This window comes from Pseudomonas corrugata (assembly GCF_001269905.1).
Taxonomy (GTDB): Bacteria; Pseudomonadota; Gammaproteobacteria; order Pseudomonadales; family Pseudomonadaceae; genus Aquipseudomonas; species Aquipseudomonas corrugata.
Window position 1 is genome coordinate 15185 of record NZ_LHVK01000030.1, and the last position, 24040, is coordinate 39224.

The following is a 24040-nucleotide window of genomic DNA, read 5'->3' on the forward strand; positions in this document are numbered from 1 at the left end:
GAGAGGTTTTTTGCTTACACGGCCGCAACCGGGCGCATGTAAGAGATCGGTGCGGTACTGGCGTCTTCGAACGTCACCACTTCCCAAGCATCTTTCTGCTCAATCAACTTGCGCAGCAGTTGGTTGTTCAGTGCGTGGCCGGACTTGAAGCCCTTGAACTCACCAATCAGGCTATTGCCCAGCAGGTAGAGGTCGCCGATTGCATCGAGGATCTTGTGTTTGACGAATTCGTCTTCATAGCGAAGACCATCTTCGTTCAACACGCCATCAGAATCGACCACGATCGCGTTTTCAACACTGCCGCCGAGTGCGAGGTTGTGCTTGCGCAGGTACTCGATGTCACTCATGAAACCAAAGGTACGGGCGCGGCTGACTTCTTTTACAAACGAAGTGCTGGAAAAATCCACGCTTGCACTTTGGGTGCGGTCACGGAAAACCGGGTGATCGAAATCGATCTCGAAGCTAACCTTGAAACCATCGAAAGGAACGAAAGTGGCGCGCTTGTCGCCGTCTTCCACTGTCACTTCCCGCAGGATGCGGATGAATTTCTTGGCCGCCTCCTGCTCTTCCAGGCCAGCCGATTGAATCAGGAATACGAAGGGTCCGGCGCTGCCATCCATGATCGGGACTTCGGACGCGGAGAGCTCGACGTAGGCGTTATCGATGCCCAGGCCAGCCATGGCCGAGAGCAAATGCTCCACCGTGTCCACTTTGGTGTCACCGTTGACCAGAGTGGTCGACATGGTGGTTTCACCAACATTTTCCGCGCGAGCAGGAATCTGCACCACAGGGTCGAGGTCGGCACGACAAAACACAATGCCGGTGTCGACAGGCGCGGGTTTGAGGGTCAGGTAGACCTTCTCGCCTGAGTGCAGGCCGACACCTGTGGCACGGATAATATTCTTCAGGGTGCGTTGTTTAATCATGGCATGGGCCGCTTCAGCGCAAATTGCGAACTGGTATCAACAAAGGCTGGCGATGATAGCAGACCAGACCTTTGCTGAACACCAATCACCCGAATACCCCTGATACATTTCATCAATCGGCCTGACGACGCAGGAAGGCCGGGATATCCAGGTAGTCCAGATCGTCTTGCGGATTCATCTTCGCGGCAGCCGCAGCGCCGGCCTGGGCCTGGTTGCGCATGACGGTCGGACGGTCCAGGTCGCGGTAGTTCACCGCAGGCTGTTCCTGACGAACGGGAGCTTGCTGCTGTGGCTGCGAGGCCATTGTGGTCTGGACGGTGTTGTCGATCACCTTCATCGGCTTCTCGATTTTCGCACCCAGGCCGGTAGCAACCACGGTCACGTGCAGCTCGTCACGCATGTCCGGATCGATCACGGTGCCGACCTTGACCATTGCGTGGTCGGAAGCGAACGCTTCGATGATGCTACCCACGTCGGAGTACTCGCCCAGGGACAGGTCGGGACCTGCGGTGATGTTCACCAGGATGCCGCGGGCGCCCTGCAGGTTCACATCTTCGAGCAACGGGTTGCGGATGGCCGCTTCGGTGGCTTCGCGAGCACGGTTCGGACCGCTGGCGCAGCCAGTGCCCATCATCGCCATGCCCATTTCGGACATCACGGTGCGTACGTCGGCGAAGTCGACGTTGATCATGCCCGGACGCTTGATGATGTCGGAGATACCGCGAACGGCACCGGCCAGTACGTCATCGGCCTTGGCGAAAGCCGACAGCAGGCTGGCGTCCTTACCGAGGATGGTCAGCAGTTTCTCGTTGGGAATGGTGATCAACGAGTCGACGCTGTCGCTCAGCGCGCGGATGCCTTCATCGGCAATCTGCATGCGCTTGCGGCCTTCGAACGGGAACGGACGGGTCACCACCGCAACGGTGAGGATACCCATTTCCTTGGCCACTTCGGCAATGATCGGCGCAGCACCGGTACCGGTACCACCGCCCATGCCTGTGGTGATGAACACCATGTTGGTGCCGGCCAGGACTTCAGCGATGCGCTCGCGGTCTTCAAGGGCAGCCTGACGGCCAACCTCGGGATTCGCGCCGGCACCCAGGCCCTTGGTCACACCGGTACCCAACTGCAGGATGGTCCGCGCGCCAATGTTCTTCAGCGCTTGAGCATCGGTGTTGGCGCAGATGAACTCGACGCCTTCAATGTTGCTCTTGACCATGTGGTTGACAGCGTTGCCGCCGCCACCGCCGACACCGATTACTTTGATAACCGGACTGGCGGGGATGTTGTCTACGAGTTCGAACATTTTCCCTCTCCTTACATTCTCTAGTTTTTTTCGCCTACTGCATTCAGCTGCAAGTTGTTAGCTGCAAGCTGCAAGACCGAGGTCGCAAACTTGTCGCTTGAAGCTTGCTGCTTGAAGCTTTTTAAAAATTGCCCTTTACCCAGGCCTGGAGCCGCTCGAACAGCGGAGCCTTCGGCTCGTCGCTGCTGTAGCTGTCGCGGCTGCCGATCCCCGAAAAGGAGATCCCGTCAGACTGCTTCTGCAGGCCGTACATCAACAGGCCCACGCCTGTGGAATAGATCGGGTTGCGCACCACGTCATCCAGCCCCTTGACGCCATGCGGCACGCCCAGGCGTACCGGCATGTGGAAGATTTCCTCGGCCAGTTCGACCGCGCCTTCCATCTTCGACGTGCCGCCGGTCAATACGATGCCGGCCGGGATCAGGTCTTCGTAGCCGCTGCGACGCAGCTCGGCCTGGATCAGTGTGAACAGTTCGTCATAGCGCGGCTCGACCACCTCGGCCAACGCCTGGCGGGACAGCTCGCGCGGGGGACGGTCGCCGACGCTCGGTACCTTGATGGTTTCACCGGCACCGGCCAGTTTCGCCAGGGCGCAGGCGTAGCGGATCTTGATTTCCTCCGCGTACTGGGTCGGGGTACGCAACGCCATGGCGATGTCGTTGGTCACCTGGTCACCGGCAATCGGGATCACCGCGGTGTGGCGAATGGCGCCTTCGGTGAAGATGGCGATGTCGGTGGTGCCGCCGCCGATGTCCACCAGGCACACGCCCAGTTCTTTCTCGTCGTCGGTCAGCACCGAGTAGGCCGAAGCCAGTTGCTCAAGGATGATGTCGTCGATTTCCAGGCCGCAACGGCGCACGCATTTCTCGATGTTCTGCGCAGCATTCACGGCGCAGGTGACCACGTGGACCTTGGCTTCCAGACGCACGCCGGACATGCCCAGGGGCTCACGCACGCCTTCCTGGTTGTCGATCACGTAATCCTGCGGCAGGGTGTGCAGCACCCGCTGGTCGGCCGGAATCGCCACAGCCTGGGCCGCATCGAGCACGCGCTCGAGGTCGGCAGAGCTGACTTCACGATCACGGATCGCGACGATACCGTGGGAGTTCAGGCTGCGGATGTGATTACCCGCAACGCCGACGAACGCCGAGTGGATCCGGCAACCGGCCATCAGTTGCGCTTCTTCGATGGCGCGCTGGATCGATTGCACGGTGGACTCGATGTTCACCACCACACCTTTCTTCAGGCCACGGGACGGATGGGTTCCGATCCCGACGATGACCAGCGTGCCGTCGTCCGCGACCTCGCCTACCAGCGCAACCACTTTGGAAGTGCCGATATCCAGCCCGACGATCATTTTTCCGCTTTGCACGTTTGCCATGGGTCCTGCCTCTTCTTAATTCTTCGCGACGGCGGGTTGGGCCGTCGTGGGCGCTACCGGTTCCCGCCAGCCAACAGCAAGGCCATTGGCGTAGCGCAGATCGATGCGCGCGATGTTCGTAATCTGTTCTTTGAGCGTCTTGTCGTAGATGGCGATGAAACGGCGCATCTTTTCCACCAGGTTGCCGCGACCGAGCAACAACTCGATCCCCGGCCCCGAGCTGCCCGCGCCAGTGGTCAGGAACCAGCTGCCGCGTTCGCGCAATTCCAGGCGTGCGATGGAGAAGCCCAACGGCCGCAGCATCTGGCTCAACACCTGGTATTGCTGCATCACCTGCTGCTGGGCCCGCTGCGGGCCGAACAACTGTGGCAAATGTTCGTAGTTGGCCAGTTCCCGCGGCGTGAACGCCTGGCCCTGGTTGTTCAACAGCGACTCATCGCCCCAACGGGCCACCGGCAGTTGTTCTTCCAGGCGGATCGAGACCTGGTCGGGCCACACGCGCCGGACTTCGGCATGGGCAATCCAGGGCATTTGCTCCAGTTCCGTGCGCATGCCAGCCAGGTCGATGGTGAAGAAGCTCGACGCCACGAACGGGGCGATCCGCTGCTGCACCGCCTGCTGGCTGATGTAGCTGAGGTCGCCCTGGACGTTGATCCGGGCGATCGGCCGGTCGGCATAAGGCAGTAAACGCTGGGCGCCCTCATACGTACCAAACCCCAACGCCACCAGCAGCACCGGCCAGAACAGGCTCTTGAGAAAACCAAAGTTGGCTTTCGGCAAGCGCGCCGACATCGGCTCTTTGGCCACCATTCGGCTGGCACCCCGCGGCACCGGCTTGCGACCGGGTGCGGATGGCTGATGACGAAGCGATGCGCCTTGCATGGCTTAACCTCTTGGCTCTTGATTGCCGACACTGGCGGCCAGGATCGACAGCACCAGTTGCTGGAAATCCAGACCGGCGGCACGGGCCGCCATCGGTACCAGGCTGTGGTCGGTCATGCCGGGCGCGGTGTTGACTTCAAGGAACCAGAACTGCCCCTCGGCGTCCTGCATCACGTCCGCCCGTCCCCAACCGGCAATACCCAGCGCCTCACAGGCCTTGGCCGTGAGGTCCATCAGTTGTTTTTCCTTGGTGCTGTCCAGCCCGCAGGGAATGCGGTACTGGGTGTCATTGGCCACGTACTTGGCGTCGTAGTCGTAGAACGTGTGGGGCGTGCCCAGCGCAATCGGCGGCAACACCTGGTCACGCAGGGTGGCGATGGTGAACTCGGGACCGGTGATCCATTGCTCGACCAACACTTGCGAATCGTAGGAACTGGCGTCTTTCCATGCCGCGGTCAACTCAGGCAGCGAATTCACTTTCGCCATGCCGATACTTGAACCTTCATGGGCCGGTTTGACGATCAAAGGGAAGCCCAGTTCCGTGGCCGCCGAAATACAGTCGGCCTCGGACGCCAGCACGGCATGACGCGGCGTCGGAATGCCGAGGCTGTGCCAGACCTGCTTGGTGCGCAGTTTGTCCATCGCCAGCGCTGAAGCCAGGATGCCGCTGCCGGTGTAGGGAATGCCCAGGCACTCCAGCAGGCCTTGCATGCTGCCGTCTTCACCGCCGCGACCATGGAGAATGATGAACGCACGGTCGATCTTTTCGCTCAGCAGGCGTTGCAGGAAGTCATCGCCCACGTCGATGCCGAATGCATCGACGCCGGCGCTTTGCAGGGCGTCGAGCACGGCCCTGCCAGACTTGAGGGACACCTCGCGCTCGGCACTCTTGCCACCGAACAGCACGGCGACGCGGCCGAAGGCTTTCGGGTCAAGGGTCGAAACCAGGTTGGCGTAGGCAGCAGTCATTTCAGTTTCCCCTCGCTGGAAGCCACGGTGGCACCGGCGAACAACGGACTTTTCAACAGTTTCGGAGCCAGGCCACCGATGTCACCGGCACCTTGGCACAACAGAATGTCACCGGCGCGCAGCAGCGGCTTGACCACCGGCGCGAGGTCCACGCCGCGGTCAATGTAGATCGGGTCCAGTTGACCGCGCTGACGGATGCTGTGGCACAACTGACGGCTGTCGGCGCCCGGGATCGGCTCTTCGCCGGCCGGATAGACTTCCATCAACAGCAGCACGTTGGCGTCGGCCAGCACCTGTACGAAGTCGTCGTACAGGTCGCGGGTGCGGCTGTAGCGGTGTGGCTGGTAGACCATCACCAGGCGGCGCTCCGGCCAACCACCCCGCACGGCCTTGATCACCGCCGCGACTTCGGTCGGGTGATGGCCGTAATCATCCACCAGCATCACGTTGCCTCCATCCACCGGCAGCTCGCCATAGACCTGGAAGCGTCGACCCACGCCCTGGAATCCGGAGAGCCCCTGGACGATAGCTTCGTCGCTGACGCCTTCATCGGTGGCAATGCAGATGGTGGCCAGGGCGTTGAGCACGTTGTGGTTGCCCGGCATGTTCACCGACACATCCAGCGGCTCGCGGTCAGGCCGCAGTACGGTAAAGAACGTCTGCATGCCCTGCTGGCGCACATTGATGGCGCGCACATCGGCTTCTTCGCCGAAACCGTAGGTCACGGTCGGGCGCTTGATCAGCGGCAGGATTTCACGCACCACCGGGTCATCCATACACACCACCGCCAAACCGTAGAACGGCAGGTTGTGGAGGAACTCGACGAAGGTCTTCTTCAACTTGTTGAAGTCTCCGTCGTAGGTCGCCATATGGTCGGCGTCAATATTGGTGACCACGGCCACCAGCGGTTGCAGATGCAGAAAGCTCGCATCACTCTCGTCGGCTTCGGCGATCAGGTAGCGGCTGGTGCCCAGCTGGGCGTTGGTACCCGCGGCATTCAGACGACCGCCGATCACGAAGGTCGGATCCAGGCCGCCAGCGGCGAACACCGAGGCGATCAGGCTGGTGGTGGTGGTCTTGCCATGGGTGCCGGCTACGGCGATACCGTGGCGATAGCGCATCAGCTCGGCCAGCATCTCGGCACGTGGCACTACCGGAATACGGCGCTCCAGGGCGGTGGCGACTTCCGGGTTGGACGTGTTCACGGCACTGGAAACCACCAGCACGTCGGCATTGGCGGCGTTCTCGGCACGGTGGCCGATGAAGATCTGGGCGCCAAAGGATTCCAGGCGCTCGGTGACCGGCGAAGACTTCAGGTCGGAACCGGAGACCTGATAGCCCAGGTTCAGCAGCACCTCGGCGATCCCGCACATCCCTACGCCGCCGATACCGACGAAGTGGATACGGCGGATACGGCGCATCTCCGGCTGCGGCATGGCTTTGCGATTCTCAACCATGAGCCACCTCCAGGCAGGTATCGACCACTTGGGCCGTTGCATCGGGTTTGGCCAGGCGGCGCGCGGCGCGGGCCATGTCTTCAAGTCGTTGCGGTTGCATCAAGACCTCTGTCAGGCGGGCGGCAAGATCCGCGGCGCCGGTCGTTCTTTGCGGCAGCAGGAAGGCAGCGCCTTCGCGGGCCAAATAATCGGCATTGCGGGTCTGGTGATCATCGATGGCGTGGGGCAAGGGCACCAGCATCGAGGGCAGACCGGCGGCAGCCAGTTCACTGATGGTCAACGCGCCTGCGCGACAGATCACCAGGTCGGCCCAGCCATAGGCTTGGGCCATGTCTTTGATGAACGGCTGCACTTGCGCCTCGACGCCTGCGGCGTAGTAGCGCTTGGCGGTCACTTCATCGTGGTGCTTGCCGGCCTGATGAAAGACTTCCGGCCGCAGTTCGGAAGCGACCTGCGACAAGGCTTCGGGCAGCAATTTGTTCAACGGTTCTGCCCCCAGGCTCCCACCCAGGACCAGCAAACGCGCTTTGCGTCCGACCAGGGTCGGGCGCGGGGTATCGAGAAACAGCTCGGTACGCACCGGATTACCGGTGGTGCGGCGGCTGCCCGACAGGGTAAAGGTGTCGGGAAAGGCTTCACAGACCCGGGCGGCCAACGGCACCAGTAACCGATTGGCGGTACCGGCGACGGCGTTCTGCTCGTGAACGATCACCGGTACGCCGGCCAGTTTCGCTGCAAGACCGCCGGGACCGGTCACATAACCGCCGAACCCGACCACGCAGACCGGCCGCAACCGACGAATGATCGCCCGCGCCTGCCAGACCGACTTGAGCAGCATCAAGGGTGCCTTGAGCAAGGACAGTTTGCCTTTGCCCCGCAGGCCGCTGGCGTTGATCCGATGCAACTCCAGGCCCGCGCCTGGAACCAGTTCGTTCTCGATACCTCGTGGCGTACCCAGCCAGTGCACGGTGTAGCCGCGCGCCTGGAATTCCCGGGCGCAGGCCAGTGCCGGGAACACGTGCCCGCCGGTGCCGCCCGCCATGATCAGCACGTTAGCGCCCATGAGTCGGCTCCTCGGCGAAGTCGCTCTCCTGGAACTCCATCTCTTCGCTGCCCAGGTGGGTCCGGCTCTCCCACTCGATTCGCAACAACAGGCCGAGACAGGCACAACAGATCACCAGGGAACTGCCGCCATAACTGAGGAACGGCAGCGTCAGGCCCTTGGTCGGCAGCAGGCCGACGTTCACACCGATATTGATCAGGAACTGACCAATCCACAGGAACGACAGTCCATAGGCCACATAAGCGGCGAAGAACTGCTTGGCCTTTTCGGCCCACAAGCCGATGTACATGCCGCGCACACAGACGAATACGAACAGGGCCACGGTGCACAACGATCCCACCACACCCAGTTCTTCGGCCAGCACCGAGAACACGAAGTCGGTGTGGGCTTCCGGCAGGTAGAACTGTTTCTGCACGCTGTTGCCCAGGCCAACGCCCAGCCATTCGCCGCGCCCGAAGGCGATCAGCGCCTGGGTCAACTGATAACCGGAACCGAACTGGTCGGCCCACGGGTCGGTAAAGGTGATCAGGCGCGCCATCCGATAGGGTTGCGCCTGCACCAGCACCGTCACGGCAGCCACCGCCAACACCACCATCAGGATGAAGCGGAACAGCCCGACCCCGCCCAGGAACAGCATTGCTGCCGCAGCCCCCATCATCACCACCGTGGCGCCGAAGTCTGGCTCCATCAGCAGCAGGCCCGCCATGGGCAGCAACACGATGAACGGCTTGAAGAAACCCATCCAGCTTTCGCGCACTTCTTTCTGGCGACGCACCAGATAACCGGCGAGGAAAAGCACCACAAACACCTTGGCGATTTCCGAAGGCTGCACGTTGAAGAAGCTGAAACCGATCCAGCGCATCGAGCCGTTGACCTCGCGGCCGATACCCGGCACCAGCACCATTACCAGCAGGCCGAAGGCACCGAGCAGCATCATCCAGCCCAGGCGCTGCCAGGTGGCGATCGGCACCATCATGGTGACGACGCAGGCACCCAGGCCGATCACCAGATAAATCAGGTGCCGGATCATGTGGTACAGGGTGTTGCCGGACTGCACCGCAGCCACTTCCGAAGACGCGGAAGTGATCATCACCAGACCCAGGCCCAGCAACGCCAGGCAACCGGCGAGCATCGGGAAATCCAGGTCGATGCCACGCCCGGTGATCAGCGGCGACGGATACGGTTTGATGACGTTTCTCAGGCTCATGCCAAGCCCTCCGCAGCACGGGCGAATAGTTGCCCGCGCTCTTCGTAGTTCTTGAACATGTCGAAACTGGCACAGGCAGGCGACAGCAGGACAGCATCGCCCGGTTGAGCGAGGGCACGGCATTGCTGCACGGCTTCGTCCAGCGAACCGACGCGAACCAGCGATACACCGTCGCCGATGGCCTCGGCGATCAACTCGCGGTCACGCCCCATCAGCACCACGGCGCGGCAGTTGGCGACAACCGGATCGCGCAGGTCCTTGAAGTCGGCGCCCTTGCCGTCGCCACCAGCGATCAGCACAAGCTTGCCTTCGATGTCTGCGCCCAGGCCCTCGATGGCGGCCAACGCGGCCCCCACATTGGTGGCCTTGGAGTCGTTGTACCAGGCCACGCCATCCAGGTCGCGAACCCACTGGCAGCGATGTTCCAGACCGGCGAAGCTACGCAGCGCCGACAGCATGGCGTCGAACGGCAGGCCGACCGCATGCCCGAGGGCCAGAGCCGCCAACGCGTTGGCCTGGTTGTGGGCGCCACGGATCTTCAGCTCGCGCACCGGCATCAGGTTCTGGAATTCGAAGGCCAGGTATTTCTCGCCGTTCTCTTCACGCAACCCGAAGCCCTTGAAGTCCGGTACGCCCAAGCCGAAAGACCAGCACGGCATGCCCTCGCCCAGCAGCGGACGGGTCAGCGCATCCTGGCGGTTGAACACCACTTGCCGGGCACCCCGGAAAATCCGGTGCTTGGCCAGGTGATAAGCCGGCAGGCCGCTATAGCGGTCCATGTGGTCTTCGCTGATGTTCAGCACAGTCGCCACTTCGGCGCCGAGATGATCGGTGGTCTCAAGCTGGAAGCTCGACAGCTCCATCACGTACAGCTCGATGTCATCGCTGAGCAGGTCCAGCGCCGGCGTTCCGAGGTTACCGCCGACGGCAACCCGCTTGCCGGCGGCCGCGGCCATTTCGCCCACCAGGGTGGTCACGGTACTTTTCGCATTGGACCCGCTGATGGCAATGATCGGCGCCTTGGCATTACGCGCGAACAGCTCGATATCACCGGACAGTTTCACGCCACGGGCAGCAGCGGCCTGCAGGGCAGGCGTCGCCAGGGCCAGGCCGGGGCTTACGTAGAGCTCGTCGGCGCGGCACAGGAACTCGACGTCCAGCTCGCCACATCGCACGTCCACCTGCGGATAGTCACGACGCAGCGTGGCCAGCTCGGGCGGATTCTCCCGCGTATCGGCCACGGCAAACGACACGCCCCGGCTCGCCAGGAAGCGAACCAGGGACATGCCGCTCTTGCCGAGGCCGACAACGATGCGGAAGTGGTCAGAAGCGATCAGGGACACTCGTTCTACCTCAGCTTCAGGGTGGCAAGGCCGATCAGCACCAGAATCACGGTGATGATCCAGAAACGGACGATCACGCGCGGCTCAGGCCAGCCCTTGAGTTCAAAGTGGTGGTGGATCGGCGCCATGCGGAACACCCGGCGGCCGGTCAATTTAAAGGACGCAACCTGAATGACCACTGACAAGGTCTCCATCACGAACACACCGCCCATGATGAACAGGACGATTTCCTGGCGAACGATGACGGCGATGGTGCCCAGGGCCGCGCCCAGCGCCAGCGCGCCGACGTCACCCATGAAGACCTGGGCCGGGTAGGTGTTGAACCAGAGGAAACCCAGGCCGGCGCCGATCAATGCACCGCAGAACACGATCAGTTCACCCGCTCCGGGCACGTAGGGAATCAGCAGGTATTCGGCGAACTTCACGTTGCCCGACAGATAGCAGAAGATTCCCAGTGCGCCGCCGACCATGACCGTTGGCATGATCGCCAGGCCGTCGAGGCCGTCCGTTAGGTTGACCGCGTTGCTTGAACCGACGATCACCAGATAGGTCAGCACCACGAAGCCAGCACCCAGCGGGATGCTGTAGTCCTTGAGCATCGGCAGGATCAGGGTGGTTTCCACCGGCGAGGCGGCAGTCACATAAAGGAAGATCGCCGCGCCCAGGCCGAACACCGACTGCCAGAAATACTTCCAGCGGCTCGGCAGCCCCCGGGAATTCTTCTCGATGACCTTGCGGTAATCGTCAACCCAGCCGATGGCACCGAACAGCAGGGTCACCAGCAGCACGGTCCAGACATAGCGGTTCGCCAGGTCGGCCCAGAGCAAGGTGCTGACGCCGATGGACGACAGGATCAACGCGCCACCCATGGTGGGGGTGCCGGATTTGGACAGATGCGATTGCGGCCCGTCGTTACGCACCGACTGGCCGATTTGCAGGTTCTGCAGGGTGCGGATCATCCACGGGCCCAGGAACAGCGACAACGACAGCGCGGTCAACACACCCAGGATCCCGCGCAGGGTCAGGTATTGAAAGACCGCGAAGCCTTTGTAGAACTGTTGCAAGTACTCCGCCAGAAGCAGCAGCATCAATGTTTCTCCGTACGGGTGCCGCACAGCGCCGCGACGACGTTTTCCATCGCTGCACTACGAGAGCCCTTGATCAATAAGGTGGTGTTCGGGTCTTGCTCGGCACCCAGGGCCTGGATCAGGTCGGCCTGAGTGGTGAAATGCTGTGCGTGCTCGCCAAACGCGGCGACTGCATGGGCCATCATCGGGCCGACGGCATACAACGCATCGACCTTGCCACGGGCATAGGCACCGACATCGTGGTGCCCCTGTTGCGCCCAGTCTCCCAATTCGCCGATATCCCCCAGCACCAGCACGGTGCGGCCGGAAAAACCGGCAAGGATATCCACCGCCGCGCACATTGACGTCGGGTTGGCGTTATAGGTGTCGTCGATCACCCGCATGCCGTTGCCGGCCAACTGTGCGACGGTGCGGCCCTTGACCGGTTGAACCGCGTTCAAGCCGGCGACAATACCCGGAAGGGACACGCCCAACGCATGGGCGGCGGCAGCGGCGGCCAGGGCATTGGCGACGTTATGGGTGCCGAGCAGGTTCAGTTGGACCCGCGCCGAACCGACGGGACTGTGCAGGTTGAACGCTGGGCAACCACGGGCATCGCGGTCCAGGTCGCTGGCGTAGAAGTTTGCGGCGAGGTTGCTCAGGGCAAACGTCAGCACCTTGCGCTCACCCGCCCGCACCTTCCAGATTCCGAAAGCCTTGTCGTCGAGATTCAACACGGCGACGCCATCGGCATCCAGCCCTTCGATGATCTCGCCCTTGGCCTCGACGATTTTTTCCGGGCCGCCGAACTCGCCAACATGGGCGGTTCCGGCATTATTGAGCACGGCGACGCGAGGCTTGGTCATGCCCACGGTGTAGGCGATCTCGCCGAGCCGCGAGGCACCCAGCTCGATGACGGCGGCGCTGTGCTCCGGCGCCAGTTCGAGCAGGGTCAACGGCACGCCGAGGTCATTGTTCAGATTGCCCCGGGTTGCCAGCACCGAGCCACGGGTACGCAGGATACTGGCGAGCATCTCCTTGACCGTGGTCTTGCCGCTGGAGCCGGTGACGGCCGCGATCGGGTTGCCGAATGCCGCACGGTTCAGTGCGCCGAGCTGGCCCAGGGCCTGACGGGTATCGCCGACCAGCAGCTGTGGCAACGCGCTGCTGGGGACTTCGCGCTCGACCAATGCCGCGACCGCACCTTTGGCCGCCACCTCATCCAGGTAATCGTGGCCGTCAAAACGCGGTCCGGCCAAGGCGACGAACAGTTGTCCCGGAGCAATGGCCCGGCTGTCGATGCTGACACCGTCGAAACGGGCATCGGCCGCGATGAGGCGCGCATTCAGGGCGTCGGTCAGTTCGCTGAGCTTCAAGGCCTTAAGCATGGGCCACCTCCCAAGCGGTCAAGGCGTGATCGGCCTCGACCAGGTCGGAAAACCCATGGCGCACGCCGTTGATTTCCTGGTAGTCCTCGTGACCCTTACCGGCCAGAACCACCACATCGTCCGCCGAAGCGCTGGCGATCAACTGGGCAATCGCCTGGCCGCGACCGGCGACGAAGGTCACTTTGTCCACCGCCGAAAACCCGGCGCGGATGTCGTCGAAAATCTGCAATGGATCTTCGCTACGTGGATTGTCATCAGTGACGAGCACGCCATCGGCCAGCCGCTCCACCACCTCGGCCATCAACGGACGCTTGCCGCGATCACGGTCGCCGCCGCAGCCGAACAGGCAGAGCAGTTTGCCCATGGCGTGAGGCCGCAAGGCCATCAGCACTTTTTCCAGGGCATCGGGGGTGTGGGCGTAATCGACCACCACCAGCGGTTGAGTACCGCCACCCAAACGCTGCATGCGACCGGCCGGGCCTTCGAGCTTCGGCAGGACCCTGAGGATCTCATCCAGCGCATAGTCCATCCCCAGCAAGGCGCCGATGGCGGCCAACACGTTGCTCAGATTGAAACGCCCCAGCAAAGTGCTGCGCAGATGATGCTCGCCCTGTGGCGTGACCAGCGTGGCCCGCACGCCCTCGTCGTCGAATTGCGCCTGGCGCACATGAAGATAGGCGCTGGCATCTTCGAGGCTGTAGGTGATCAACCGGGACTCGCCCTGATTGGCCGCCAATTGCCGGCCGAACTCATCGTCGAGGTTGATGACCCGACATTTCAGGTTGTTCCAGGCAAACAGCTTGGCCTTGGCTTCGCCATAGGCCTGCATGCTGCCGTGATAGTCCAGGTGATCCCTGGACAGATTGGTCAATACGGCAATGTCGAACGCCAGGGCGGTAACGCGACCCTGATCCAGGCCATGGGAGGAGACTTCCATCGCGACAGCCTTGGCGCCGGCCTTTTTCAGGTCGGCCAGGGTCGCCTGTACGGCAATCGGATTTGGCGTGGTGTGCAGGCCGCTCACCAGCGCGCCATGGAAACCGTTGCCCAGTGTCCCGACAACGCCGCAATGCTGCCCCAGCAGGTCCAGCGCCTGGGCGACCAGTTGGGTGACGCTGGTCTTGCCGTTGGTGCCGGTCACGCCAATCAGGTTCAGGTGACGGCTCGGCTCGCCATAAAAGCGCCCGGCGATGTCGGATAGCTGCGCCGCGAGGCCCTTGACCGGAATCAGCGGCACATCGGTGATCGGAAGTACGGTCGCGCCTTCCACTTCATACGCCACGGCAGCCGCGCCGCGTTTCAAGGCATCGGCGATGTGGGCGCGGCCATCGTACCGAGCGCCCGGCACGGCCAGGAACAGGTCCCCGGCACGGACGTTGCGGCTGTCCAGGGCCAGTTCGCGAATCAGCAGATCGTGACCGGCATGGGCAAAAATCTTGTTCAGGCTCAGGGACATCAGCCACGCCCTCCATCAGCTTTCAAAGGGACGACCGGTGCGGTGCTCGCCTGCTGCGTAGGCGGCAGGTTATCCGGGGTGACGTTCATCAGGCGCAGGGTGCCCGACATGACCTTGCTGAATACTGGCGCCGAGACCAGGCCACCGAAGTAGCCCGCCTTGCTTGGCTCGTCGATGACCACCACGATGGCGTAGCGCGGGTCACTCATCGGGCCGAAGCCGGCGAACAGCGAACGGTAGGAGTTTTCGGCATAGCCCTTGGTGCCCACGGAGGTCTTGCGGGCCGTACCCGATTTGCCTGCGACGTGATAGGCCGGCACCTGGGCGCGGAAGACCCCGCGCGGCGCCTCGATCACTTGCTGCAACATGCCCTGCATGGTCTTGGCGACGTTCTCGGGGATCACCTGGGTGGTCTGTGGCGGCTTGTCGATTTTGATCAGGGTCAGCGGCGCGATGCGGCCGTTGTTGGCCAACGCGGAAAACGCATGGACCAGCTGGATAGCCGTCACGGAGACACCGTAGCCGTAGGACAGGGTTGCCGTCTCGGCCTTGCGCCACTCGCGGTAGTTCGGCAGGTTGCCGACACGCTCGCCAGGGAAGCCCAGGCCCGTATCCTGGCCGAGACCGATCTTCTGCGCCAGACGATAGATCGTCTCGCCGCCGATGTCGAAGGCGATCTTGCTCATGCCCACGTTACTGGAATTGATCAGAATGCCGGTCAGGTCGAGCACCGGACCCTCGCTCCTGGACACGTCGCGAATGGTGTACTTGCCGATCTGCAAGGTCCCCGGATACACCTCGACGGTGTCGCTCGGTTTCCAGCGTCCGGTTTCCAGCGCGGCGGCCATGGAAACCGCCTTCATGGTCGAGCCGGGTTCGAACACGTCGATCATCGCGCGGTTACGCATCATCGCCGGCTGCAGGTTGCGACGGTTGTTCGGGTTGTAGGTCGGCTGGTTGACCATCGCCAGGATTTCACCAGTCTTCACATCCATGATCACCAGGCTGCCGGCCTTGGCACCATTCTCGACAATGGCATTGCGCAGTTCGCGGTTGGCCAGGTATTGCAGGCGCAGGTCAATGGACAACGCCAAGGGCTTGCCGGCCTTGGCGTTTTTGGTGACCTGGACATCCTTGATCAGCCTGCCGCGCCGATCCTTGATGACCTGACGCTTGCCCGGGACTCCGGCCAGCCATTCGTCATAGGCCAGCTCTATGCCTTCGCGCCCCCGGTCATCGATGTCGGTAAAACCGACCATGTGGGCCGTGACTTCACCGGCCGGGTAAAACCGCCGGAACTCTTCGATACCATAGACACCCGGAATCTTCAGGTCGAGCACGCTCTGGCCCTGCTCGGGCGTCAACCCGCGCACCAGATAGATGAATTCTTTATTGGCCTGGGCTTCAAGACGTTCGGCCAGGGCCTTCGGGTCCTGCCCGAGGGCGGCGGCCAGTGCTGGCCACTTTTCCTTGGCCTGTTGCATTTCCTTGGCGTTGGCCCACAGGGTGGTCACCGGGGTGCTCACCGCCAACGGTTCGCCATTGCGGTCGGTGATCAGGCCACGGTGCGCCGGGATCGGAATATGCCGCATACTACGAGCATCGCCCTGCTCCTTGAGGAAGTCGCGGTCGACGACCTGCAGGTCGATGATACGCCAGGAAATTGCCGCCACCATGATCCCGAGCAAACCCAGGACCAGGCGGAACCGCCACGGAAACAGCGCGCCGTCGAGCTTCATCATGGCGCCACCATCTGTACTTCAGCAGCATTCGGAATACGCATCTTCAACTGTTCGGTGGCCAATACTTCGATGCGGCTGTGGGCAGTCCAGGTGCTCTGTTCCAGGATCAACCGACCCCATTCGGCCTGTGCCTTGTCGCGCACGCTCAGTTCGTTATAAAGCGTGTTGAGCAGTTGCCGGTTCCAGTGCGCGCTATAGGACACGCCGATGGCCGACACGAGCACGCCGATAAACAGCAGCAGCATGAAAAAGCTGCCGCCCGGCAGGGGCTTGGCAAAGAGCCTGCTCACCGCAACTTCTCCGCAACACGCATGACGGCGCTACGGGCGCGGGGGTTGGCCTTTAGCTCCGCCTCAGAGGCGAACTGCGCCTTGCCGTGAATCTTGATTTTCGGCACGAAGGCCTCGAAGCGCACCGGCAGGTTGCGCGGCAGATTATCGGCTTCGCCCTTGGTGAGCTTGCGCATGAACAGCTTGACGATACGGTCTTCCAGGGAATGGAAGCTGATCACCACCAGGCGACCGCCGATCTCCAGCGCGTCCAGGGCGGCATCAAGGCCAGCCTCGAGGTCGCCCAGTTCATTATTGACGTGGATGCGCAAACCCTGGAAAGCACGGGTCGCCGGGTTCTTGCCCTTCTCCCATGCCGGGTTGGCGACTTTCAACACCTCGGCCAGGTCGCCGGTGCGCTCGAATGGCCTGATGTCGCGGCGCTCCACAACGGCGCGCGCCATGCGCCCGGAGAAACGCTCTTCGCCGTACTCCTTGAAGACACGGGCGATCTCTTCCACCGGGGCAGTGTTGACGAATTCGGCGGCGCTGATTCCGCGAGACGGATCCATGCGCATGTCCAGCGGGCCATCATTGAGGAAGCTGAAGCCGCGCTCGGGATCGTCCAGCTGTGGCGAAGAGACGCCCAGGTCGAGCAGGATCCCGCTGACCTTGCCGGCCAGGCCACGCTCGGCGACCTCCGCCCCCAGCTCCGCAAAGCTGCGCTGCACAATGACAAAGCGGCCGTCTTCGGCCGCCAGCGCTTGCCCTGTGGCAATCGCTTGAGGATCCTTGTCGAATCCCAGCAGCCGGCCATCCGGACTGAGCTGGCTGAGAATCAACCGGCTGTGTCCACCGCGCCCGAACGTACCGTCCAGATAGCAGCCATCAGGACGTACGGCGAGGGCTTCAACGGCCTCGTCAAGCAGTACGGTGATGTGGTTAAAGCCGCTATTTATAGTCACAGGATCAAATCACGCAGTTCATCGGGCATGGCACCCGGTTGTTGAATAGCAGCAAGGTCGGCGGCGGAAACCGCGTTCCAGGCATCTTCGTCCCACAGTTGGAACTTGTTCAGTTGGCCCACCAGCATCGCGCGCTTGTCCAGCTTGGCGTATTCGCGAAGGCGCGGCGGAACCAGGAAACGACCACTGCCATCGAGCTCCAGGTCGACGGCATTACCGATCAGCAAACGTTGCAGGCGGCGGTTTTCTTCACGCAGCGAAGGCAGTGCGCGCAGTTTGGTTTCGATGATCTCCCACTCATCCAGCGGGTACACACATAGGCAAGGGTCAACGGCATCGATCGTGACGATCAACTGACCGGAGCTACGCGAAACGAGCTCGTCACGGTACCGGCTCGGCATGGCGAGACGGCCCTTTGCATCGAGACTGATAGCGTTGGCTCCGCGAAACACGTCAGCGTTTCTCCAAAATCGAGCGTTTTACGTCCAAAAAACCCACTTTATGCCACTTTCCTCCACTCGCGCACACTATAGGAATGCGCCCACTGCACCGTCAAGGCGCGGATTGAAGGAAAAGCCTTATAGATCGGAGATTTAGGAGCGTTTGAGGAGGGACAACAAGAATCTGACGTAGGATTTTTCACCTCAACCCGAGCAGCCACAGGAAGCTGCGCTCACAAGTTAAAGTGATTTGTTAAGAGTAAGATTTTTTTGGTCTTAGGAATTGCGCCTGCCAGTGATTTCGGCAGGAAGGGAAAAGGTGGAGAGTCGATCTGTAAGCCGGGTTCTGTCTTGAACAGTCATTCGTCTACGATGGCCATCACTGGACATCTTTAGCAACCTACCCGGTCCCAGCGCGGGCCACGCCTTGGGACCCTATTTGGTCTTGCTCCAAGTGGGGTTTACCTAGCCACGAACTGTTGCCAGCCGTGCGGTGCGCTCTTACCGCACCTTTTCACCCTTACCGGCGCCGAAACGCTTAGGCGGTTATTTTCTGTGGCACTTTCCGTAGGCTCACGCCTCCCAGGCATTACCTGGCACTTCGCCCTATGGAGCCCGGACTTTCCTCCCCCCCCTAATTCTCATAGAGGGCAGCGACTGTCCGATCGACTCTCCGCCGCGAAGGTTAACGGCAGAGCGCCTGAAGAACAAGCGCTAAAAGCCCGGCTGTCCGGTTTTACCGGGTCTTCTGCCGATCCAGCGCGACCTGATACAACACGTTCTTGCGCTCGCCGGTGATTTGCGCAGCCAGGGCGGCCGCACGCTTGAGCGGCATTTCATCAAGCAGCAGATCCAGGATGCGCATCGCTTCACTGCTGACAGCCTCCTCACTGTCTGGCGCGGTCCACCCCGCCACCAACACGACACATTCGCCACGCTGCTGGTTGCTGTCGCTCTCGACGAAAGCCCGCAACTGCGCCAGCGGCAGTCCCTTGAGGGTTTCGAAGGTCTTGGTCAGCTCACGCGCCAGGAGCGCCGGACGCTCGGGACCGAACACCAGCTCCATGTCTTGCAGGCACTCAAGGATGCGGTGCGGCGCCTCGTAGAAGATCAGGGTTCGCGGCTCTTCCTTTATAGACTCCAGACGCGCCCGACGCCCCACGGCCTTGGCCGGCAGAAAGCCTTCGAAGATGAAGCGATCCGATGGCAACCCGGCCGCGGACAATGCGGCGATCAAGGCACAGGCGCCCGGCACCGGCACCACGCTGATGCCCGCGGCGCGGGCCTGCCGCACCAAATGGTAGCCGGGGTCGGAAATCAATGGCGTGCCCGCATCGGAGATCAGCGCGACGTCATCACCCGCCAGCAAGCGCGTGATGAAACGACTGCCCTCGTCCCGCTCATTATGTTCGTGGCAAGCAGCCAGCGGCGTGGAGATACCGAAATGCTGCAGCAGTCGCTGGGAATGGCGAGTGTCTTCAGCCGCGATCAGGGCGACCTCCCGCAAGATCTTCAGCGCCCGGGCGCTGATATCGTCCAGGTTGCCGATGGGCGTCGCCACCACATAAAGCGAGCCCGTAGCGGAATTCAAAGCACCTGGAGCAGTCAAAACGCACACCTCACAATCGGTAAAACCGCCATTGTAGCGTGTGCCGGTCCCAGCCGTTCACATCATCCCCTCGCCACAGGCTCAGTGTCACTTCCTGAGTGAACGACGCTTTGTGCTGCACCACAACATTTGAACCATCTAAATTGATCGATTCACGCCACTGACATCGCGCCCCGGCCAGCGCTTGGGTACAATTCGACGCTAATTTGATCTCGTATCAGGACATTTACATGATCGCTTGCCTGCGGCTGTTCTCCGCCCTCTGCCTCGCCGCCCTTCTCGCGGCCTGCGCCAGCTCGCCCTCTTCCAGCCTTGGCGAACTCCCCCGGACCCCGGATGCCAGTATCGAGCAACTGCTCGAACAGGCCGCCCAAAGCAAGACCCCGGAAAAGGCCGCCCTGCTTCGCCTGAGCGCGGCAGACCTGGCCTACCGCCAGGGCAATGCCGGGCAGTCCGCACAGATCCTGCAACAAGTGCCACTGGCACAGCTCAAGCCCGGCCAGCAGATTTTCGCCAGCACCTTGGCGGCGGAACTGGCAATGACGCGCAATCAGCCCAAGGCAGCGCTGACCGCCCTGAGCCACCCCAGCCTGCAGCATCTGAGCGAAATGCCGGTGGATCAGCAGGTCCGCACCGGGACCGTCCACGCCCGCGCCCTTGAAGCCGATGGCCAGACCCTGGCGGCCGCAAAGGAACGCATCTTCATTGCCCCCCTGCTCGAGAACGAAGCCGCCGCCAAAAACCACGAGGCGATCTGGTCCCTGATTGCCTCGCTGCCCACCGATCAATTGCAACCGACCACCACCGACGACCTCGGTGGCTGGCTGAGCCTGGCCCGTGCCGTGAAAACCGCCGGCACCCTGGAACAGCAACAAGCGGCCATCGACCATTGGCGGGAACAGAACCCGAAGCATCCGGCCGCCCTCCAACTGCCGACGCCCCTGGTCAAGCTCAAGGCACTGGCGAGCCAGCCACTGAGCAAGATCGCCCTGCTGCTGCCCCAGAACGGGCAACTGGCCACGGTCGCCAAAGCCCTGCGTGACGGCTTCATGGCATCGCACTATCAGGCCCAGCAGGCCGGACAGAACCCACCGAGCATCCAGTTCTACGACAGCTCGAACCTGACCTCCATGGACGAGTTCTATCGCAAGGCCCAGGCCGACGGCGTGCAACTGGTGGTCGGCCCCCTGGAAAAGCCACTGGTCAAACAGATCAGTACACGTACGCAGCTGCCGATCACCACCCTGGCGCTGAACTACAGCGAAGGCGAGCAAGGCCCACCCCAGCTGTTCCAGTTTGGCCTGGCGCCCGAGGATGAAGCCCGCGAAGTCGCCCGCCGCGCCCGTGCCGACGGCTTGCATCGCGCGGCAGTCATGGTGCCGAAAGGTGAATGGGGTGATCGTGTACTGAAAGCCTTCAGCCAGGACTGGCAAGCCACCGGCGGCACCATCCTCGCCATCGAACGCGTCGACCAGCCAGTGCAACTGGCCCAGCAGATCGCCGACATGTTCCAGTTGCGCCAGAGCGAAGGTCGCGCCAGGAACCTGCAGAACACCGTAGGCACCACGGTCGCAGCCCAACCTTCCCGTCGCCAGGACATCGAATTCATCTTCCTGGCCTCGACCCCGCAGCAGGCCCAGCAGATCAAACCGACCCTGAACTTCCAGTATGCCGGGGACGTGCCGGTCTACGCGACGTCCCAGGTGTTCAGCGCCAGCGGCGACCAGAACCAGTACAACGACATGAACGGCATTCGCTTCTGCGAAACCCCGTGGCTGCTCGATGCCAACGACCCGCTGCGCAAACAGGTCACGGCCCAATGGCCACAAGCTGCCGGCAGTCTGGGCCGGCTGTATGCGATGGGGGCCGATGCCTATCGCCTGGCACCGCGCCTGGGCCAGCTCAAAACACTGCCGGACAGCCGCATCGAAGGCCTGTCAGGCAGCCTGGCAGTGTCCCGGTCCCAACGGGTTCAACGTCAATTGCCTTGGGCCGAGTTCGTCAACGGCCAGGTACAGCGCCTGCCGGACACCCAGCGCTGATGCCCGAACGATCACGCCAGCAAAGCGGACGGGATGCCGAGGGCCAGGCCCTCGCGCATCTCCAGCAGCAAGGTCTGCGCCTGGTGGCGCAGAACTGGTTGTGTAAACGCGGCGAGCTTGATCTGGTCATGCTTGACGGCGATACAGTAGTATTCATCGAAGTCCGCTACAGAAAAAATACCCAATGGGGTGGCGCGCTCGATAGCATCGACGAGCGCAAGCGCCAGAAACTGATTTTCGCCGCGCAGTATTTCCTGCAAAGCGAATCTCGCTGGGCTGATCACCCCTGCCGTTTCGACGTGGTCGCCATCGACAGCAATGCCGATCAGTTGAATTGGCTGCAAAACGCCTTCGACAGCTGAACGTCTACTTCCATGACGAACCGGGCCGGACACCCTCACTCAACTTTTGCTCTTTGCTTTGCGCGCCGCACACGTTTGTGCCGATAAGTCGCGCTACTTAAGGTCACACAGATGGACATGCAATCGCGAATTCGCCAGCTTTTTCAGGCCAGTATCGACACCAAGCAACAGGCGATGGACGTACTTGCACCCTACATCGAGCAAGCCAGCCAAGTGATGGTCAACGCCCTGCTCAACGAGGGCAAGATGCTCTCGTGTGGCAATGGTGGCTCTGCCGGAGACGCCCAGCACTTCTCGTCCGAACTGCTCAACCGCTTCGAACGCGAACGCCCGAGCCTGCCAGCCATTGCGCTGACCACCGACAGCTCGACGATCACCTCGATTGCCAACGACTACAGCTACAACGAAGTCTTCTCCAAACAGATCCGCGCACTGGGCCAACCCGGCGACGTGCTGCTGGCGATTTCCACCAGCGGCAACTCGGCCAATATTATTCAGGCGATCCAGGCCGCACATGATCGCGAAATGATTGTCGTAGCATTGACCGGGCGTGACGGCGGCGGCATGGCTTCACTGCTGCTGCCTGAAGATGTCGAGATCCGCGTACCGGCCAAAGTTACCGCACGTATCCAGGAAGTCCACCTGCTGGCGATCCACTGTCTCTGCGACTTGATCGACAGCCAAATATTCGGGAGTGAAGAATGACCCCTAATCGCCTGGGCCTTCTGGCCCTGACCCTGTGCCTCGGTATCAGCGGCTGCACATCGGTGGTTAATGCCAGCCGGGAAAAGCCGATCGAAGACGACCGCGGCACCCGCACCTTCGGCAGCAAGATCGACGACTCCCTGATCGAAACCAAAGTCGGTGTGAACATCGCCAAGGCCGACCCGGACCTGGACAATAATTCGCACATCGTCGTCACCAGCTTCAACGGTGTCGTACTGCTGGCGGGCCAGACCCCACGGGAAGACCTCAAGGCCAAGGCCGAGCAAGAGGCCAGTGCCGTACAACGGGTCAAGACCGTGCATAACGAATTGCAGGTCCTGCAACCGTCCTCACTGCTGGCGCGTCAGAACGATGCCTGGCTGACCACCAAGATCAAAACTCAGATGCTGACCGATGCCAGCATTCCCGGCTCGCGTATCAAGGTTGTGACCGAGAATGGCATCGTTTACCTGCTGGGCCTGTTGACCAAGAAGGAGGCTGCTCAGGCGACCAATCTGGTGCAGGGGGTGTCCGGGGTGCAGAAGATCGTGAAGTTGTTTGAGTATATTGACTGAGGGTAGTTGCGGTTCTTGATGCTGCTGGAAAACGGCGCTTCTTCATATAGGGAGCGCCGTTTTTTTTGATTGGTTGGTGTGTATATCCGTTTGTGCGGTGATGGCTACTTGGCGGTTCCGCCCTTACGGCGGGTCACTTTTGAAAAGGCGCCAAAAGTAACCAAAAGCGCCTCGCCCCACCACTGGGCACCTCGCCAAGGCTCGGTGTTCCCTCACTCCGGCCCTTGTGGTTAATGGGGCGCCTAAGATCAAAAGCAAAAGCAAAAGCAAAGCAAGGCGGCCTGGCAGCCGACTTGTCTCTAGGGCTGCACCTCAATCCAACTGTGGGAGATTCTATGGTGCAGGGCTAGCCCCTAAATGCCTTTTGGTAGGTATTCGCTCTGGTTCTTCAACAGAGCGAATGCCACTCGCGCAAGCTTGCGGGCCAGTGCTACCAGTGCTTGGGTTGTGCTAAATCCTCGAGCCCTTAGGGCCTCATAAAATCCCTTCCACGCCGCGGTGCGGCTCGCCGACATCGCGGCGTTGTGCATCAAGCGACGCGCCTCTGGATCACCTCGTTTAGACAAGCAACGGCGCCCCTTCTTTTTCCCTGAGTCCGCGATGCGCAAGTCCAAGCCCAGAAAAGCGATGAAAGCATCGGCATTCCTGAAGTCCCCACGCTGAAACGATGCGATTAAACGGGCACCACTCAACAAGCCGATGCCTTCGACTTTCATGCAACGCTTGAGCTGATGACCCAAACCGGCTTGTTCCAACTGCGTCTGAATGGTTTTCTCGAGCAGGGTTTCCAGTCTTTGCATAGCGTTTATCTGGCTTTTGAAAGCCGCTTCGAGCAACGGCTCGTTCGCCCAGCTTTGCTTGAGGCTGACACGCGCCTGAACCAGAG

The 24040-nt window shown here is 61.7% G+C and carries 22 protein-coding genes and 1 other RNA gene; 4 read left to right on the plus strand and 19 right to left on the minus strand.

Going from position 1 to position 24040, the window contains the following annotated elements:
• Positions 1-14: 14 nt before the first annotated feature.
• From lpxC to rsmI, 18 genes are all read right to left on the minus strand, one after another.
• On the minus strand, positions 15-926 hold the full coding sequence (gene lpxC, locus AD665_RS25725; RefSeq protein ID WP_024781281.1) for a UDP-3-O-acyl-N-acetylglucosamine deacetylase: 912 nt from the start codon (positions 924-926) through the stop codon (positions 15-17).
• A gap of 112 nt (positions 927-1038) precedes the next feature.
• Positions 1039-2232: a cell division protein FtsZ gene (gene ftsZ, locus AD665_RS25730; protein ID WP_024781280.1), complete on the minus strand. Its 1194-nt coding sequence runs from the start codon at positions 2230-2232 to the stop codon at positions 1039-1041.
• Between the two features lie 121 nt (positions 2233-2353).
• Positions 2354-3613, minus strand: coding sequence for a cell division protein FtsA (ftsA, locus tag AD665_RS25735; RefSeq protein WP_003205342.1), 1260 nt, complete (start codon positions 3611-3613; stop codon positions 2354-2356).
• Between the two features lie 15 nt (positions 3614-3628).
• Entirely contained in the window at positions 3629-4495 is an 867-nt protein-coding gene (locus tag AD665_RS25740; RefSeq protein WP_024781279.1) for a cell division protein FtsQ/DivIB, read from the minus strand.
• Between the two features lie 3 nt (positions 4496-4498).
• Complete coding sequence (locus AD665_RS25745; protein ID WP_024781278.1) at positions 4499-5464, minus strand: D-alanine--D-alanine ligase; 966 nt, start codon at positions 5462-5464, stop codon at positions 4499-4501.
• Positions 5461-6921 (minus strand): UDP-N-acetylmuramate--L-alanine ligase, encoded by a 1461-nt coding sequence (murC, locus tag AD665_RS25750; protein ID WP_024781277.1) that lies wholly within the window; start codon positions 6919-6921, stop codon positions 5461-5463. The genes AD665_RS25745 and murC overlap by 4 nt, the downstream gene beginning before the upstream one ends.
• Positions 6914-7984 carry an undecaprenyldiphospho-muramoylpentapeptide beta-N-acetylglucosaminyltransferase gene (murG, locus tag AD665_RS25755; protein ID WP_053194332.1) on the minus strand — a complete coding sequence of 357 codons (1071 nt, stop codon included), beginning with the start codon at positions 7982-7984 and terminating at the stop codon, positions 6914-6916. The genes murC and murG overlap by 8 nt, the downstream gene beginning before the upstream one ends.
• Positions 7974-9191, minus strand: coding sequence for a putative lipid II flippase FtsW (ftsW, locus tag AD665_RS25760; RefSeq protein WP_024781275.1), 1218 nt, complete (start codon positions 9189-9191; stop codon positions 7974-7976). Before ftsW ends, murG begins: the two co-directional genes overlap by 11 nt.
• Positions 9188-10534 carry a UDP-N-acetylmuramoyl-L-alanine--D-glutamate ligase gene (gene murD / locus AD665_RS25765; RefSeq protein ID WP_024781274.1) on the minus strand — a complete coding sequence of 449 codons (1347 nt, stop codon included), beginning with the start codon at positions 10532-10534 and terminating at the stop codon, positions 9188-9190. Before murD ends, ftsW begins: the two co-directional genes overlap by 4 nt.
• A 5-nt stretch (positions 10535-10539) precedes the next feature.
• Positions 10540-11622 (minus strand): phospho-N-acetylmuramoyl-pentapeptide-transferase, encoded by a 1083-nt coding sequence (gene mraY, locus AD665_RS25770; RefSeq protein WP_024781273.1) that lies wholly within the window; start codon positions 11620-11622, stop codon positions 10540-10542.
• Positions 11622-12989: a UDP-N-acetylmuramoyl-tripeptide--D-alanyl-D-alanine ligase gene (locus AD665_RS25775; RefSeq protein WP_053194333.1), complete on the minus strand. Its 1368-nt coding sequence runs from the start codon at positions 12987-12989 to the stop codon at positions 11622-11624. The genes mraY and AD665_RS25775 overlap by 1 nt, the downstream gene beginning before the upstream one ends.
• Complete coding sequence (locus AD665_RS25780; RefSeq protein WP_053194334.1) at positions 12982-14445, minus strand: UDP-N-acetylmuramoyl-L-alanyl-D-glutamate--2,6-diaminopimelate ligase; 1464 nt, start codon at positions 14443-14445, stop codon at positions 12982-12984. Before AD665_RS25780 ends, AD665_RS25775 begins: the two co-directional genes overlap by 8 nt.
• Positions 14445-16184 carry a peptidoglycan D,D-transpeptidase FtsI family protein gene (locus AD665_RS25785; protein WP_167355744.1) on the minus strand — a complete coding sequence of 580 codons (1740 nt, stop codon included), beginning with the start codon at positions 16182-16184 and terminating at the stop codon, positions 14445-14447. The genes AD665_RS25780 and AD665_RS25785 overlap by 1 nt, the downstream gene beginning before the upstream one ends.
• Entirely contained in the window at positions 16184-16477 is a 294-nt protein-coding gene (gene ftsL, locus AD665_RS25790) for a cell division protein FtsL (RefSeq protein WP_024781269.1), read from the minus strand. Before ftsL ends, AD665_RS25785 begins: the two co-directional genes overlap by 1 nt.
• Positions 16474-17421 carry a 16S rRNA (cytosine(1402)-N(4))-methyltransferase RsmH gene (gene rsmH, locus AD665_RS25795; protein WP_024781268.1) on the minus strand — a complete coding sequence of 316 codons (948 nt, stop codon included), beginning with the start codon at positions 17419-17421 and terminating at the stop codon, positions 16474-16476. Before rsmH ends, ftsL begins: the two co-directional genes overlap by 4 nt.
• Positions 17418-17873: a division/cell wall cluster transcriptional repressor MraZ gene (gene mraZ / locus AD665_RS25800; protein ID WP_003205355.1), complete on the minus strand. Its 456-nt coding sequence runs from the start codon at positions 17871-17873 to the stop codon at positions 17418-17420. Before mraZ ends, rsmH begins: the two co-directional genes overlap by 4 nt.
• Positions 17874-18180: 307 nt before the next feature.
• Positions 18181-18534: RNase P RNA component class A (gene rnpB / locus AD665_RS25835), an RNA gene on the minus strand.
• A gap of 63 nt (positions 18535-18597) precedes the next feature.
• Entirely contained in the window at positions 18598-19470 is an 873-nt protein-coding gene (gene rsmI, locus AD665_RS25805) for a 16S rRNA (cytidine(1402)-2'-O)-methyltransferase (protein WP_053194335.1), read from the minus strand.
• A gap of 230 nt (positions 19471-19700) precedes the next feature.
• Here rsmI and AD665_RS25810 point away from each other — a divergent pair, with 230 nt between their 5' ends.
• From AD665_RS25810 to AD665_RS25825, 4 genes are all read left to right on the plus strand, one after another.
• A complete protein-coding gene (locus AD665_RS25810) occupies positions 19701-21512 on the plus strand; it encodes a penicillin-binding protein activator (protein WP_053194336.1) in 1812 nt (603 codons plus the stop codon).
• On the plus strand, positions 21512-21874 hold the full coding sequence (locus tag AD665_RS25815) for a YraN family protein (protein WP_024781265.1): 363 nt from the start codon (positions 21512-21514) through the stop codon (positions 21872-21874). The genes AD665_RS25810 and AD665_RS25815 overlap by 1 nt, the downstream gene beginning before the upstream one ends.
• A gap of 111 nt (positions 21875-21985) precedes the next feature.
• A complete protein-coding gene (locus AD665_RS25820; RefSeq protein WP_024781264.1) occupies positions 21986-22579 on the plus strand; it encodes a phosphoheptose isomerase in 594 nt (197 codons plus the stop codon).
• The gene (locus AD665_RS25825) at positions 22576-23154 is read left to right on the plus strand and encodes a BON domain-containing protein (protein WP_024781263.1); all 579 of its coding nucleotides are present in this window, start codon (positions 22576-22578) and stop codon (positions 23152-23154) included. Before AD665_RS25820 ends, AD665_RS25825 begins: the two co-directional genes overlap by 4 nt.
• Positions 23155-23507: 353 nt before the next feature.
• On the opposite strand, the gene AD665_RS25830 is transcribed toward AD665_RS25825, so the two are convergent.
• The coding region (locus AD665_RS25830) for a transposase (protein WP_155514800.1) at positions 23508-24040 on the minus strand (533 nt) is incomplete at its 5' end.

Coding starts and splice junctions, on each gene's coding strand:
- murG (WP_053194332.1), bottom strand. CDS start 7,984: ATGGGCGCTAACGTGCTGATCATGGCGGGCGGCACCGGCGGGCACGTG.
- AD665_RS25785 (WP_167355744.1), bottom strand. CDS start 16,184: ATGAAGCTCGACGGCGCGCTGTTTCCGTGGCGGTTCCGCCTGGTCCTG.
- ftsA (WP_003205342.1), bottom strand. CDS start 3,613: ATGGCAAACGTGCAAAGCGGAAAAATGATCGTCGGGCTGGATATCGGC.
- AD665_RS25820 (WP_024781264.1), top strand. CDS start 21,986: ATGGACATGCAATCGCGAATTCGCCAGCTTTTTCAGGCCAGTATCGAC.
- AD665_RS25780 (WP_053194334.1), bottom strand. CDS start 14,445: ATGTCCCTGAGCCTGAACAAGATTTTTGCCCATGCCGGTCACGATCTG.
- mraY (WP_024781273.1), bottom strand. CDS start 11,622: ATGCTGCTGCTTCTGGCGGAGTACTTGCAACAGTTCTACAAAGGCTTC.
- ftsW (WP_024781275.1), bottom strand. CDS start 9,191: ATGAGCCTGAGAAACGTCATCAAACCGTATCCGTCGCCGCTGATCACC.
- lpxC (WP_024781281.1), bottom strand. CDS start 926: ATGATTAAACAACGCACCCTGAAGAATATTATCCGTGCCACAGGTGTC.
- murC (WP_024781277.1), bottom strand. CDS start 6,921: ATGGTTGAGAATCGCAAAGCCATGCCGCAGCCGGAGATGCGCCGTATC.
- AD665_RS25810 (WP_053194336.1), top strand. CDS start 19,701: ATGATCGCTTGCCTGCGGCTGTTCTCCGCCCTCTGCCTCGCCGCCCTT.
- AD665_RS25825 (WP_024781263.1), top strand. CDS start 22,576: ATGACCCCTAATCGCCTGGGCCTTCTGGCCCTGACCCTGTGCCTCGGT.
- AD665_RS25745 (WP_024781278.1), bottom strand. CDS start 5,464: ATGACTGCTGCCTACGCCAACCTGGTTTCGACCCTTGACCCGAAAGCC.
- AD665_RS25740 (WP_024781279.1), bottom strand. CDS start 4,495: ATGCAAGGCGCATCGCTTCGTCATCAGCCATCCGCACCCGGTCGCAAG.
- AD665_RS25815 (WP_024781265.1), top strand. CDS start 21,512: ATGCCCGAACGATCACGCCAGCAAAGCGGACGGGATGCCGAGGGCCAG.
- AD665_RS25775 (WP_053194333.1), bottom strand. CDS start 12,989: ATGCTTAAGGCCTTGAAGCTCAGCGAACTGACCGACGCCCTGAATGCG.
- ftsZ (WP_024781280.1), bottom strand. CDS start 2,232: ATGTTCGAACTCGTAGACAACATCCCCGCCAGTCCGGTTATCAAAGTA.